The organism is Mesorhizobium sp. WSM4849, assembly GCF_055811385.1.
This window is the reverse complement of record NZ_JBVVPW010000004.1, coordinates 143,733-156,703: the sequence shown is the minus strand read 5'-3', so window position 1 is coordinate 156,703 and position 12,971 is coordinate 143,733. Positions and strand designations below refer to the sequence as shown.

Annotated in this window: 11 protein-coding genes and 1 tRNA gene; 10 read left to right on the top strand and 2 right to left on the bottom strand. The window is 60.1% G+C overall.

Going from position 1 to position 12,971, the window contains the following annotated elements; genetic code table 11:
* The 10 genes from AC0L3L_RS05815 to AC0L3L_RS05770 form a co-directional block, all read left to right on the top strand.
* Window positions 1-2,252: Ig-like domain-containing protein (locus AC0L3L_RS05815; RefSeq protein ID WP_473636875.1), on the top strand; the 2,252-nt coding region annotated here is incomplete at its 5' end.
* A 61-nt stretch (window positions 2,253-2,313) separates the two neighbouring features.
* Complete coding sequence (locus tag AC0L3L_RS05810) at window positions 2,314-2,685, top strand: hypothetical protein (protein ID WP_473529075.1); 372 nt, start codon at window positions 2,314-2,316, stop codon at window positions 2,683-2,685.
* A 97-nt stretch (window positions 2,686-2,782) separates the two neighbouring features.
* Window positions 2,783-3,025, top strand: coding sequence for a hypothetical protein (locus tag AC0L3L_RS05805; RefSeq protein ID WP_473636874.1), 243 nt, complete (start codon window positions 2,783-2,785; stop codon window positions 3,023-3,025).
* A 1-nt stretch (window position 3,026) separates the two neighbouring features.
* On the top strand, window positions 3,027-4,280 hold the full coding sequence (locus AC0L3L_RS05800; RefSeq protein WP_473636873.1) for an ABC transporter substrate-binding protein: 1,254 nt from the start codon (window positions 3,027-3,029) through the stop codon (window positions 4,278-4,280).
* Between the two features lie 33 nt (window positions 4,281-4,313).
* Window positions 4,314-5,018 (top strand): thermonuclease family protein, encoded by a 705-nt coding sequence (locus tag AC0L3L_RS05795; protein WP_473636872.1) that lies wholly within the window; start codon window positions 4,314-4,316, stop codon window positions 5,016-5,018.
* A 363-nt stretch (window positions 5,019-5,381) separates the two neighbouring features.
* Window positions 5,382-6,128 (top strand): GGDEF domain-containing protein, encoded by a 747-nt coding sequence (locus AC0L3L_RS05790; protein WP_473636871.1) that lies wholly within the window; start codon window positions 5,382-5,384, stop codon window positions 6,126-6,128.
* Between the two features lie 783 nt (window positions 6,129-6,911).
* Window positions 6,912-7,032 (top strand) — tRNA-OTHER (locus AC0L3L_RS05785).
* A gap of 97 nt (window positions 7,033-7,129) precedes the next feature.
* Entirely contained in the window at window positions 7,130-7,270 is a 141-nt protein-coding gene (locus AC0L3L_RS05780; RefSeq protein WP_473636870.1) for a hypothetical protein, read from the top strand.
* A 277-nt stretch (window positions 7,271-7,547) separates the two neighbouring features.
* A complete protein-coding gene (locus tag AC0L3L_RS05775) occupies window positions 7,548-7,718 on the top strand; it encodes a hypothetical protein (protein ID WP_473636869.1) in 171 nt (56 codons plus the stop codon).
* 134 nt (window positions 7,719-7,852) lie between these two features.
* Window positions 7,853-9,523, top strand: coding sequence for an alpha/beta hydrolase (locus tag AC0L3L_RS05770; RefSeq protein ID WP_473636868.1), 1,671 nt, complete (start codon window positions 7,853-7,855; stop codon window positions 9,521-9,523).
* Between the two features lie 268 nt (window positions 9,524-9,791).
* On the opposite strand, the gene AC0L3L_RS05765 is transcribed toward AC0L3L_RS05770, so the two are convergent.
* Entirely contained in the window at window positions 9,792-11,138 is a 1,347-nt protein-coding gene (locus AC0L3L_RS05765) for an HlyD family type I secretion periplasmic adaptor subunit (RefSeq protein ID WP_473636867.1), read from the bottom strand.
* 39 nt (window positions 11,139-11,177) lie between these two features.
* Window positions 11,178-12,941: a type I secretion system permease/ATPase gene (locus AC0L3L_RS05760; RefSeq protein WP_473636866.1), complete on the bottom strand. Its 1,764-nt coding sequence runs from the start codon at window positions 12,939-12,941 to the stop codon at window positions 11,178-11,180.
* Window positions 12,942-12,971 lie beyond the last annotated feature (30 nt).

Here is a 12,971-nt window from a genome sequence, read left to right as displayed (position 1 = left end):
CCGACACCTTCGTCTACACCATCATGGACGGCGACGGCGACCTGTCGACGACGACGCTGACCATCACCCTGTCGGACAGCGGCCTGGCGGCCGCCAATGACGACGCCACGGTCAACGAAGCAGCACTTGCGATCGGCAGCAATCCGGCCAGCCCGGCCGAGACGGTGACCGGCACGGTCGCCGACAACGTCTCCGGCGGCAGCGGCCCCTACACCTATGCGCTGCTGAGCAGCGCGACCGGCTCGCACGGCACGCTGACCTTCAATGCCGACGGCAGCTACAGCTACACGCTGACCGCACCGGTCGACGGCGCCGATGCCAACAACGGCACCAACACGGTCGACAACGTCGAGAGCTTCACCTACCAGGCGACCGACGCCAACGGCAACACGATCACCAGCACCATCACCATCGACGTCGTCGACGACGTGCCGACGGCGAACGCCAACACCAACAGCGTGGCCGAGGGCGCCATCGCCACCGGCAACGTGCTGAGCGACGGCACCGACGACGTGTTCGGCGCCGACGCTGCAGCCGCCGGTGGCGGCGTTGTCGGCGTGGCCGCCGGCAGCAACACCGCCAGCCCGGTGAGCGGCGGGCTCGGCGGCGCCGGCATTGCCGGCACTTACGGCACGCTGACGCTGAACGCCAACGGCTCCTACAGCTATGACGGCTTTGCCAACGTCGTGCCGGCCGGCGGTGCCACCGACACCTTCGTCTACACCATCATGGACGGCGACGGCGACCTGTCGACGACGACGCTGACCATCACCCTGTCGGACGTCAACAATGCGCCTGTTGCGGCCAACACCCAGAACTGGATGTCGAGCGACCCGGCACAGCAAACTTTGAGCACGCCGAGCTATCCCGACGGATATCCCTTGCTGGTGACTGTCCCGACCGATGCGGATGGCGATAACCTCATCGTCACCGCGACGGGGACGATCCCCACAGGCACGTTCTATTTCGATGGCGCCACCTACGTCGCCCTGACGGCCGGCACTGTGCTCTACGATCCGGCCGGCGGCATCAACCTGCTGGACGACCTGGTCTACAGGCCGACCACAACGGTAACCGACACCGTCAACGTCAATCTATCGCTGGACGTCTTCGACGGCACCGCCCACGCCACTCAGACCGTTGGCATCCACGAAGTCCCGCCGACCAGCTTGCCCAGCGATACCGCACAGGTGGGTAATGGTAACAGCCCGCTCACGTCAGGAAACGACCAGACCCAGAACCTGAGCCTCTCCCAAGCCACGGTAAGCGCCATAACGGCCGATCCTCATGGCTCGACGCTAGTAGTCTACACCGATTTCCAGGAGTCGCCCTTCGTAACTCCGATCCCGCTAGGGGAACGCAATCCAGGCGTCTTCGGAGACGACAGTGCGGGATCGCATCGCGAAGAGGAAGTTCAAGTCGAGATCAGGATCGGAGCGAACCGTTTTGCAGTTGTTGAAGACGATTTGACTGCCGGAACATTTGAGCAGAGTTGGACCTACGACCCGGCCACCGGACTGATGAAGGCGACCGTCGACTACGACCATATCTTCCTTCTCGACGGCGCCGGGGTCGCAACGACGACAACGCTCGCGGACTATCTGATCGCAAATCCACCGGCCGCCGGCGACACATGGACAGTTTCCTATTTCGACAATGATGGCGGCAACTACCAGGCCCGCGCAGTCAGATTCGAATTCTTCTCCCATGATCCAGGCGATCCTGGAATAACGGTGAATGGCGATGCCACCTTGGCCGACCAGATCTATGGCACATCCGGTATCGACCACCTCAATGGCAATGGTGGCAATGACGTCATCATAGGCAGGGGAGGCAATGATTTCCTCAGCGGCGGTGGTGGCAGCGATCTTATCAGCGGTGGCGACGGCAACGATCTCCTTGTTGGAGGTTTCGGCCAAGACACGATGACTGGAGGAAACGGCGCTGATACGTTCAAACTCGACCAGCTGGACATCAAGGATCTCATCCCCGACTACAGCGGCGCCGGCGGCCAGGGCGACGTGATCGACCTGACGTCGTTGTTCGACACAGCCCCGGGGGGAGCCAATATCGGCGAGTTCGTGAACTACGACGCGGGGACCGGCACGCTAAGCGTCGATGCCGACGGTACGGCCAACGGCACCAATTTCGTCGACGTGGCCACGCTAACGAACGTGCCGGTGTCCAGCACGATCACGCTGCTTTATGACGACGGAATAACCCAGCATACGACCGCGGCCAATGCGGTTTAGGGGGAATAGTGCACGGGCTAGGTGCTATGCTATACATTCGAATGGTAGAGGGGAATTCATCATGAAAAAGTCTGCAAGACTTCTGGTTGCCGGTGCAACACTGTTCCTGGCTGTTGGATCGACGGGGTATGCCGCCGACATCATCGAAGCTCCGTCGGTCGATTATTGTCGCGTCGTCGGCACGTCCAACCTGGTGCAGACCGACAACATCGTCGATCTCAAGAACCAGGTAGTGCAACTGATGGACGAGTCTGTCGCCGTCGCCAACAGTTCGGAATGGATCCATTCGTCACGGCCTGTCTTCGTCTGGGCCTCCGAGGCCAAGGTCGCCTGCGGCAAGGCTTACGGCTATTTGAAGACAAATTATCGCGACGAAGACTACCTGAACAAATGCGAGTGTTTCCACGACCGCATGGTCGAGTACATGAACTGATCAAAAAGGCGGCGACGCGCCGGCTGGCTGACAATGATGGCCGCCCGAACACTGCTGCGGGCGATCGCCGGAACGATCGCCTTGGTAGGTTCTTGCCATGCTGCCGGCGCAGGGTGAGTCGGAACAATCCACTAGAGCACAAAATGCTTTGCCCGAGCGGTTGCGGCCGACGCGCCGCGATGCCACCCAGGAATGGACGAGAGAAACGCTGAAGGCATTTGCGACCTGCCAGTCGTCGATCTACGGCCTGGAGCCGCGGCTCGCACACGCCATGATCAAGGCGCTCAGAGCCCGGCTTTTGCAGGCTAAAGAACCACAAGACGGCGCAACTCAGCCGTGACATGACTGGAAGATCAGACCGGGAAGTGATCCGGCGGCACGCAGGGTGGAAAATCATGGAAGCTGGCCGACAGGTCCTTTGGCTGCGGACGAGGGCAATTGCCTTTGCGCTCGCCGTGATATTGTCAGGTTGCCAGTCGAAGGGCAGCGTTTCCAAAGCGCTCGATCCGGCTGCAATCGCCGCACCCGCAGTGCAGAATGACGCCGCAGTTGCGGGCCGAGCCCAGGCGACGCAATCGATCGGCAGTGGTTCGGCGAAGATCACGATGCTGCTGCCCTTGTCCGCCCCTGGAGCCGCGGGGGAAACCGGCAGGAAGATGCTCGATGCCGCAAAACTCGCAATGGCGGATCTTGGCAATGGATTGCTCACACTGACGGTCGAGGACACGCAGGGCGACAGTGCACACGCCAGCCAATTGTCGATAAAGGCGATCACGACGGGGGCGAAAGTCGTCATCGGTCCGACCGAACTACCCGCGGCACAGCACATTGCCAAATTGTCGGGACCGAAACGGCCGCCAGTGTTGGCACTTGCCAACAATTTCACAGGCGGTCCCGGCGTTTATGCCGTGCGCCTCAGCGAGGCAGACAGCGCGGCGGCGGGCGCCGCAGGCATCGCGGCGAAAGGCAGCAAGAAGTTCGTATTGCTTGTCGCAGCTGGCTCCAACAGCAGTGCCGTCGAAAAGCGGGTCGCGAACAGCCTAAGCATCTATGGCGCAACGCTGGCGGTCACTATCCCGTACTCGGCAGGCGACGGCGGCACCAAAGCGGTCACCGACATGAGCTCACTCGTGGATGCTCCGGACGCCGTCATTGTCGCCAGCGGAGACGACAGCCCGCTGCAAATCCTTGCCGCCCTGAAATCGAAGGGTATCCCGGGAAGAACAATCGCTGTGGTGGGAACAAACCGCTGGCTGGAACGCCCGATCGAACCGCTGTTTGAAGGGGCCCATATCGCCACGCTCGATCCGCGCGAAACCGGACCAATCGCCGACCGCTTCAAGACTACCTATAACTATCAGCCCGACGTCAATGTCGCCTACGCCTATGATATGGTTGCGCTGACTGCTGGGATCGCCAGCGCAGTTGGACCCGATGGCTTCAGCAAACAGGTACTCGAAAATCCGAGCGGGTTTCGCGGATCCACAGGTCTGTTCCGGTTTCGCGCCGACGGATCCAGCCAGCGATCGATGCCGTTCTATCGAGTTGAAAAGGGTGCGCTCAAATTGGTTGCCAGATCGACGTCGGGTTTTTGACCCGGCGCGAGCCCGTAGGACCTTCTCGACCTGATGGACAGGCCGAGCCGCATCCGCTTGGCTGTCGCGCTCGCAAGCCTGGAGCTTCTGGCCGGGCTCCTCCTGATCATCCAGGGCGGGGCTTTGCTTTCGGTCGACCGACCTGTTGCTGCGCCGTCTCATGATATTCGCGGCAAGCAGCCAACCCGACCGGGCGCAACCGTTCTCGACGCTCAACGGCGAGAGCCGGCACGCAAGATTGCTCAGGACCTCATCGCTCCGCCACAACTTGATTCCTGGGAAGTCGAACGGATCGAGCCCCGTCCGCCACTCAGCGAACTCGGTCTCGCCGTGCCCCCGAAAACGCCGATGCCGCAAGACTGGCGGGAGGTCCTGCTCTACGCTCCGATTGCGAGTTCGTCCGCGATCTTCGAATCGATGGGACGGACGGTGGTCATCAGCGGGGTCCAGAGCATTGCCACTGACAAGACCTGTTCCTTTGATGACGTCGTCTGGCCTTGCGGCCAACGCGCGCGCGCAACCTTCAACTCCTGGTTGCGCGGACGCGCGCTGAAATGTTTCGTGCCACCGGAAATTGATCGTTTCGCTATCGCCGCGCCATGCAGCCTCGGCAGGCAGGATGTCGGCGCCTGGCTGGTTTCCAATGGCTGGGCCCTGTCATTGCCGAGCGGTATCTACGGCATGGCGGAGGTGACAGCTATGAATACGGAGATGGGTATATTCGGCCCGCCTCGATAGTCAGCTCGTCGTTTGAGCCCTCAGGGAACCGTACTTGCCGACGCTGGAGCATGATCCGAAAGTGGAATCCGGTTTTCGGAAAGATCATGCTCAAACAAAAAGATAGAGCACCATCCCGATTTTATCGGGGCAGGCTCTAGCGCAGCATGCTGATACAGGCGGTTGCCTGCGCTGCTGGTTGTTCAGCCTGCGCCGACACTTAGTTTGTTAACTGTTGTCTTCCATCTTTCTCGCGGGCAACTCCAGCTTCATCTGTGGTCAGCCAGAGCTCGTTCAGTCAGATCGATCAAATTGTATTGGCTTTTGAGACGGAATTTGTAACTTGCCGGCCTTATGCCAGCCTATCTGACAGGAGATCGGTTAGTGACAAAATCGATGGCGAACAGCTCTGCCCAGGCGTGGAAGAGTATCGCATGGCTGACGCTTCTGGGAACCGCCGGGAGTTTGGGCTTTTCGCTGGCCCTCAACTATCTGCTCCTGTTCGCCGATGGGCTCACGCCGTTCGGACGCGGCGTTGTCACGGCAACGCTCGTCCCCCTCGCCATTGGGCTACCGCTTTTCCTGTTGATCGGCTGGGGTCGGGTTGAGATCCACCGCTATCGGCAAGAGCTGAACAAGTCAGCGACCTACGACGGCCTGACGGGCTGCTTGAACGGAACGGTTTTTACTTCGATCATCGAACGGAGAGTAAAGAAGCCATCTGAGCATGGCTCTCGTTCGGGCGCCTTCCTGGTCATCCATCCCGAACACCTTCGATCCATCAACCTGCGATTTGGTATTGAATGGGGCGACGAGGCCTTGCGGCTCATAGCCTCGACCATAAAGTCATCAGTGCGCGAGGAGGATCTGATCGGCCGCATAGGGACATCCATCTTTGGGGTATTTCTACCTGGTGCCACCGAAGAAGACGCCAAGGAGGTCGGTGAGCGTATCCGGGCGCGCGTTGCGAAAGTCTATTTCGCGCCAAAAGGGGCGGAGGATGTCCTGAGCATAGGCGTCGGAGGGGTAGTCTTCGAGAATGAACTCGCGTTCGACGACATGTTCCGGTCCGCCGAGCAGCTGCTATCCAGAAATGGAACCGACTTCGAGCTGTCTCGTCTGCCCAGTTGACGATCACAGAGGGGCTAGGACGCCAATCGGAATTTTTGGTCTATGGATCTCCTCTAACCAGATATCTGCACCTGCTTTGGACCGCGGCCGATTGGAAGGTTAATGCATGTCGCGCAAAAGTGTGCAGCGGTTTTGCGACAACGACATGCATAAAAACAACAACCTAAAGCGCGTCGCATGAGGCCGGGCAAACGCGACGCGCTTTAGATCATCCGCTGGGATGATGGGAGGCTGACCGATCTGCCCAGACCGTGCAGCCGTCCTGGCCAATCGGCTTCCCCGCTTGCAGGGCGGCAACTTGCTCCGCCTGCGGTGTGAATCGCCTGAAGGACAGGCCAAGGCGGACGACAATGAGGATACACCCGATCGCCCCAGGCGGAGCCATCCGCGAGAGTCGCCTCCACCAGCTTTTACACCCTTCGTTGGCAGCCGACAGACCGCCGGAATCAACAATTTTAAACTGAAGGTTGCATGTCGCAGCCGCTACCCGACATGGTACTTGCGCAACCTCTAAAATAATGGGATGTTGGTTCGGGGTATTGAGTACCGAGTATTGGGTTGGGGGAGCCTCTCGGCTGTTGTCAGTTCCGGGACGCTTTGAAAAAACAGATGAATGTTCTGCAGGTCCTGGTGGGGATACTCACTACGTCGTGCCTTGTGTCGATCTCGACGTATTGGGCAACGGGTTCAATCGGCTGGGCGGTCATTAGCCCGATAGTTTTGCAGGTCGGGTATTTTGTCTACATGCTGTGGGCGGTCTACGGCGCAGAAGCCGCAGAAGCTGATCCGGGACCCGAGAGCGTTGGCCCGCTCGACCGTAAAGATGGTATCTGGCTCTAGAGCATGACCCAGATCTGTAGTCTTAATCTGTAGGTCACAGGTTCTATTCCTGTCGGGATCACCATGTTTTTCAACCACTTAAAAAACGAGGCCGCCGTACTTTTCGCGGCAATTTAGTACGGCTTTTTTGCCGGCCGGCTCAGACTCGTATGGATTTGCTGATGATCAACGCCGGCGGCGACCGTGGTTGCTGCGAAGCAGTCCGAGTGCTTGCCGACGATCTCGTCAGCATGCGCCAACCCGAATGCGACGGCGATCTCGTCACGATAGTCTGGGATTGTTGCCGCGGCCCGAAGGAGTAAGTCAGCGCGCTCCTGAGGCTCAGGGGTAGGCCAACGGTGACAACTGCCCGGACGCGTTTGTCGTCCATGATTCTCTACCCAAATGGGTCATGCGCGGCCCAGGAAAACCACTCTATTATCGAGATGAGCTGGCAGCTATTGGTGGGGCAGGGAAAACTACGATCATTCTACTGCGTAGGGAGTACCCTATGCGCCGTATATTGCGGACCAACCGGTGGAGAGCGTTGTGGGGAAGCATCTGTGGTTAGGCTTGGCGTTAGCCTGCTCGGGAATACTGTTGAACCCGACGATCGCCGAAGCAAAAGCTTTCAAAGATTTCCAGGGCAAGCAATGCAACCGTGATTACAGACGGCTCTGCCCAATGATGCCGATCGGCAAATGCGATCTCGAAAGCAAGATCGAGCAGTTGTCACTCCCCTGCAAGGCATTCGTCGAGCAGCACCGATAAAGTCGCTATTGTATTTGCCACACTGACCGCATTCATCCCGCCGGGTGATGCGACGCCAGCTACGACCGGGATGATGTCCAAGCTCAGCGGTGGCGAGAGAATGCCTCAGGGCCTGCTGCATGATGGAGGGCAACATGCACGCTTCTTTCCGACGTATGTTCATCAATCTGGATCGAGTGCTCTTTAAGCTCGCGTCAGCTGTATTTCTCTTTTGCGCGTGGAGCGGAGATATCCATGCGGGAGAGTTCAAGAAAACGAATTGTTGGTTCGAGATTCCGCGCGACCGTGGAATGACGTGCGGGACTCTCAATGTCCCTGAAAACCGCAAAAAAGCTTCTGAGACTGAAATCACTCTATCGGTGGTGGTCTTCGAACCCGACCGCGAGCGGCATGAGCCCATCGTGTTTCTCACGGGCGGGCCTGGCCAGCCCACCGATATTGGCGACAGGGAAGACATCGAGGCATGGTGGCAGTTCATAAGTGATCAAAATTGGATGATCGGGCGCCGAGTGGTCGTGGTCGACCAACGAGGGATAGGAAAGTCGATCCCCAGGCTCAGCTGTTCGCGATACTTCAAGGCCGATCATTGGAACTCCATTTCGCTAAGTGTCGATGCTGAGATCAGCTTTGACAAGCTCATGAGAGATGAGGTGGTCGCGTGCCGAAGCGCGCTGATAGCAAAGGACATTGACCTCTTCGCCTACAACACCGCCGAAAATGCAGCAGACGTCAACGACGTTCGGAAGGCTCTTGGCATAAGGAAGTGGGTACTCTACGGCGTCTCTTACGGCACAAGACTTGCCTTGGAAGTGATGAACGAGCATCCAGAGGGCATCTCAGCGAGCATTCTGGATTCCGTTCTTCCCCTTGATATCGACTACCTCAAGGAAGATGGGCGAAATCTGGATCGTTCTTTGCGACTGCTGGAACGAGATTGCCAAAAATCAAAAAATTGCATGCGCGGATTGGGAGACGCGCTGCGAGCGATCGTAAAGCAGCTGGACAAACAGCCGGTGCTTTTGCGGAGCGATGACAGAGAAAACGCTCCCGCTCAGTACAGATATGTCTCCGGCGCGGATTTTCTTGAGCTTATATTCGGGTTGCTATATGATCGTTACGCTATCGAAGATCTTCCAAAGCTAGTCGAAAAAACGTACGAAAACGATTTCAGACCGCTTGCGGATATGATCTTTGAACATGACGATACCGAGATTGCCCAGGGCATGGATTTTTCGATCACTTGCTCTGAGACCAACCGATCCGCGCTGCCGGACAAGCGCCTCGAATACTGGACGAAGTGGATCGGAGAGGCCGACTATACCTGGGTTTGCCCGCTTTGGTTTCCTGAAGGAACGACGGTTTCGCAAAAGCATCCCCGCCGCTTGGACATCCCGACCCTGCTGTTGTCGGGAGAGTATGATCCGGCAACACCAACTCACTGGGCATATCGTGCGGCCAAAAGCCTTCCTTTTGGGCAGGTGGTCGTTCTTCGCGGGATTGGGCACGATGTGATCGATTCCGACCCTTGCGGATCGGAGGTTGTCGCCGATTTCCTGGCGAACCCCAGACGCAAGCTGAAGACTGGGTGCATCGGGCGGATGCAGGCTCCGCAGTTTACCGCCGCGGCGGAGGAGCAGCGGCAAGGGCCAGTAAGGCAGCGGGCTAAGGCGGCGATAAGGTCACCAAAGCAGATGAGGTCGCCGTTCCGGTTCAGGCATCGCTTTTCAACATCGCCCAAAAACACTAGTTCCGGCCCTCCTGGCGGCAGCACCGCCAAGCCGCATCACCATCGCGGGCGGCCCTGAGGGCGGCCTGACTCGCTATTCAAGCTTCGCGTCAGCGAACCCGCCGCGCAACCGCGCCGGGTCACAGGCGCCGGCCGGTTTTCGCGTCGAACAGGTGGGCACAGGCGCGGTCTACCTCGATCCGTATCTGGGCGCCCTGCTTGAGCGGCGGCCGCTCGCGGAACAGGCACGAAATTTCCTCGCCGGCACAGTCGACCTTGGCAAAGATTTCCGAACCTGTGGCTTCCTAAAAGTCAGTGTTGACCGGGGTCATATCGGTTGGTGACCTCTACTCCCGAAACGCCCTGTGAACCTGGTCCGACAAAGGCTTCATCACGTAGGACCAAACGTTGCGTTCGCCCGTCTGGATGTGGACCTCCGCGGGCATGCCTGGCTGGAGCCGCCTGCTGCCACGCAGGCATGACTTCTGGTCGTCGAGCGTCGTCCTCGCTACGAAATAGGAAATCTGCCGCTGTGGATCCTTGATCAGGTCGGCAGAGACTCTCTGCACGGTGCCCTTGCATTCCGGGGTCGTATTCGCGTCGAACGCCGAGAAGCGTATCGAAACGGGCTGTCCAGGCTCGACGTCATCGATGCTGGCGGGCGTAACCATGGCATCGACCACGAGCCTGTCCTGTTCTGGAACGATCAGCATGATGGTTTCCCCGGGACTGATCACGCCGCCGACGGTATGCACGGCAAGCTCCTGCACGAGTCCTGCCTGTGGAGCCCGGATTTCGGTCCGCGCAAGCTGATCCTGCGCCACTGTCTTCCGCTCGACGAGTTCGACCTCCTTGCCGTCGAGTTCGCGCAATTCCTCGTTAACTTCCTTGCGCATCTCCTCGTCGACCTGCAGGGCCTGCAGCCTGGTTTCGCTGATTTTGCCTTCGGTTTCGGCGATAGCGGCCGCGAGGCGTCCGGACTCGCCGCGCAGCCGCGACAGCTCGAGCTGAAGCTGGCTCACCCTTTCCAGCGACACCAACTTTTTGTCGTAGAGCGTTTTCAGGCTGTTGTAGTCCCTTTCGACCAGCGCCGCCGATTCGTCCATGGACTTTCGCTGCGCGGCTAGGCCCTCGATCTGCCTTGCCAGCTGCCCAGACCGGGCCTCAAGCTGCGACTTCAGCCCGGCAGCAGCCTTGGTCCGGCTTTCGAACAGCGCTTTCTCCCCGGCAACCAGGAGGTCCACATCAGGCTCCGCCATCCGTTCCACGAGGCTTTCCGGAAACTCGATAGATGGAAGCCCCAGCCGTTCGGCCTGCAGCCGCGCCTGGCGCGCGATCGTGCGGTCGTACTGCTGGGCGATGATCTGGAGGTTCGCGCGCGTCAGGGTCTCGTCGAGCCGGACGATCACGTCGCCCGCTGCCACGCGGTCGCCTTCGCGGACGTTGATGGCTCCGACAATGCCTCCGGTCTGGTGCTGCACTTTTTTGGCGCTGCTTTCGACGACCACGGTGCCCGATGCGATCACTGCTCCGGCAAGCGATGTCGTTGCGGCCCAAGCGCCGACGCCGCCGACAAGCACAACGGAGACTGTCAGTCCCAGCAAGATGTTCGCCCGGATGCCTTCGCCGGATTTCTCGGGAGCGTACACCGAGCTGGAACCCGGAAGCCTGAAGGGCGAGATCAATTCGGACAAGGAAGACCTCCGTCTCTGGAACCTTGCGGCACGCATTCCTCAGACATGGCGCTCGCTCGACGGATGCAACGGAACGACCGTGGAACCACGGCGTTTGGCGGCTGGCTCCTCAGGGCGCTGGGCTGCCGCGGCGCCCGTGACAGCGGCGAGCACGCTTTCCTTGGGACCGAAAGCCTGGACGGTTCCGGCCGCCATGACCATGAGCTGGTCGACATTTGACAGTGCCGACGGGCGATGTGCGACGACGATGACGACCCCTCTCCTCTGGCGCACTCCCTGGATCGCGGTTGCCAGCGAGTCGTCGCCGTCGGAATCGAGGTTCGAATTGGGTTCATCGAGCACGACAAGGAAAGGCTCGCCATATAGAGCCCGCGCCAGTCCGACGAGCTGCCGCTGCCCGGCAGAGAGGGCGGTGCCGCGCTCCCCCACACGCGTCTGGAACCCGTCCGGCAGCAAGAGGATCATCTTGTCCACCCCGGCAGCCTGCGCCGCCGCCAGGATATCCTTCGGCGACGCGTTCCCGTCGAAGCGGCTGATGTTTTCGGCGACCGTCCCGTCGAACAGTTCGATGTCCTGGGGAAGATAACCGATGTCACGCCCGAGTGCCTCGCGGTCCCATTGGTCAAGGGCCGCATGGTCGAGACGAACGGTACCGCGCAGCGAAGGCCACGCTCCGACCAGAGCGCGAACCAACGTGGATTTTCCTGACGCGCTCGGCCCGATCACGCCAAGGGCCGCGCCCGCGCGGAGAACGAACGTCACGTTCTGTATTACAGGCTTCTGCTGGCCGGGCGCGGCTACCGCCAGGCTGTCCACCGAAAGCACGTTGCGCGGACGCGGCAGCGCCATCGGCCGACCGTGGTCGACAAATGCCTTGAGCGTCCTCGAGAGCTGGCCGTAGCTCTGGCGGGCGGAGATGAAGCCGCGCCAGTTCGCGATCGCAACGTCCACGGGCGCCAGCGAACGGCCCAGCATGATCGAAGAGGCAATGATCACGCCCGATGTCGCTTCTCCTGCGATCGCAAGGTAGGCCCCGAGACCCAGCATGAGCGATTGGAGGATCATCCTGAGAGTCCGCGACATGGCACCGGTGAAGCCGACAATGTCGGAAAGCCGCCGCTGGTCCGCTAGGAAGCGGGAGCTCTGTTCGCTCCAGAACGCCGCGAACCGCCCCGAAAGGCCCATCGCCCGGATGATCTCGGCATTGCGGCGGCCCGCGTCGGAGAAGGCCGAGCGCGCGATGACCGATTCAGTCGCCCTGCGGCCCGGACCCCTGCCCAATGCCTCGGCAACGAGCGTGAGCAGCACGATCACCGCTGCCCCGGCCGTGGCGAGGACGCCTAGCCATGGATGCAGCATGAAGATGAACGCGATGTAGACGGGAATCCACGGCATGTCGAAGAAAGCCGTGGGGCCAGTTCCCGACACGAACGAGCGTATCTGGTCGAGATCGCGGACGGGCTGGACGCGCGCTCCATCGTGTCCCGTCCTGAGGGGCAGCAGGAGCGATGCCTCGAAGGCCTGCCGGCGAAGCCTGTGATCGAGCGTGTTGCCTATCCGTACCAGAAGCCGGAGGCGGACGAAATCGAGTAGACCGTAGGCTGCGTAGAGCCAGACCATGATGACGGTGATACCGACCAGCGTCTGGATGCTCCGCGATGGCATCACGCGGTCGTAGACCTGCAGCATGTAGAGCGATCCGGTTAGGCCGAGAATGTTGACCATGGCCGAGAAAGCGCCGACGCAGAGCAGCGCACCCTTGCACTGCGAGAATGCTGCTCTCAGTTCGTTCCCTGGTGTCATTGCGATCTGCCCCGCCCCATGGTGTTGCCC

Excerpts from the sequence above, each read along its gene's own strand:
- AC0L3L_RS05810 (WP_473529075.1), top strand. The coding sequence starts at position 2,314 with ATGAAAAAGTCTGCAAGACTTCTGGTTGCCGGTGCAACACTGTTCCTG.
- AC0L3L_RS05805 (WP_473636874.1), top strand. The coding sequence starts at position 2,783 with ATGCTGCCGGCGCAGGGTGAGTCGGAACAATCCACTAGAGCACAAAAT.
- AC0L3L_RS05800 (WP_473636873.1), top strand. The coding sequence starts at position 3,027 with ATGACTGGAAGATCAGACCGGGAAGTGATCCGGCGGCACGCAGGGTGG.
- AC0L3L_RS05795 (WP_473636872.1), top strand. The coding sequence starts at position 4,314 with ATGGACAGGCCGAGCCGCATCCGCTTGGCTGTCGCGCTCGCAAGCCTG.
- AC0L3L_RS05780 (WP_473636870.1), top strand. The coding sequence starts at position 7,130 with ATGATCAACGCCGGCGGCGACCGTGGTTGCTGCGAAGCAGTCCGAGTG.
- AC0L3L_RS05770 (WP_473636868.1), top strand. The coding sequence starts at position 7,853 with ATGCACGCTTCTTTCCGACGTATGTTCATCAATCTGGATCGAGTGCTC.
- AC0L3L_RS05760 (WP_473636866.1), bottom strand. The coding sequence starts at position 12,941 with ATGACACCAGGGAACGAACTGAGAGCAGCATTCTCGCAGTGCAAGGGT.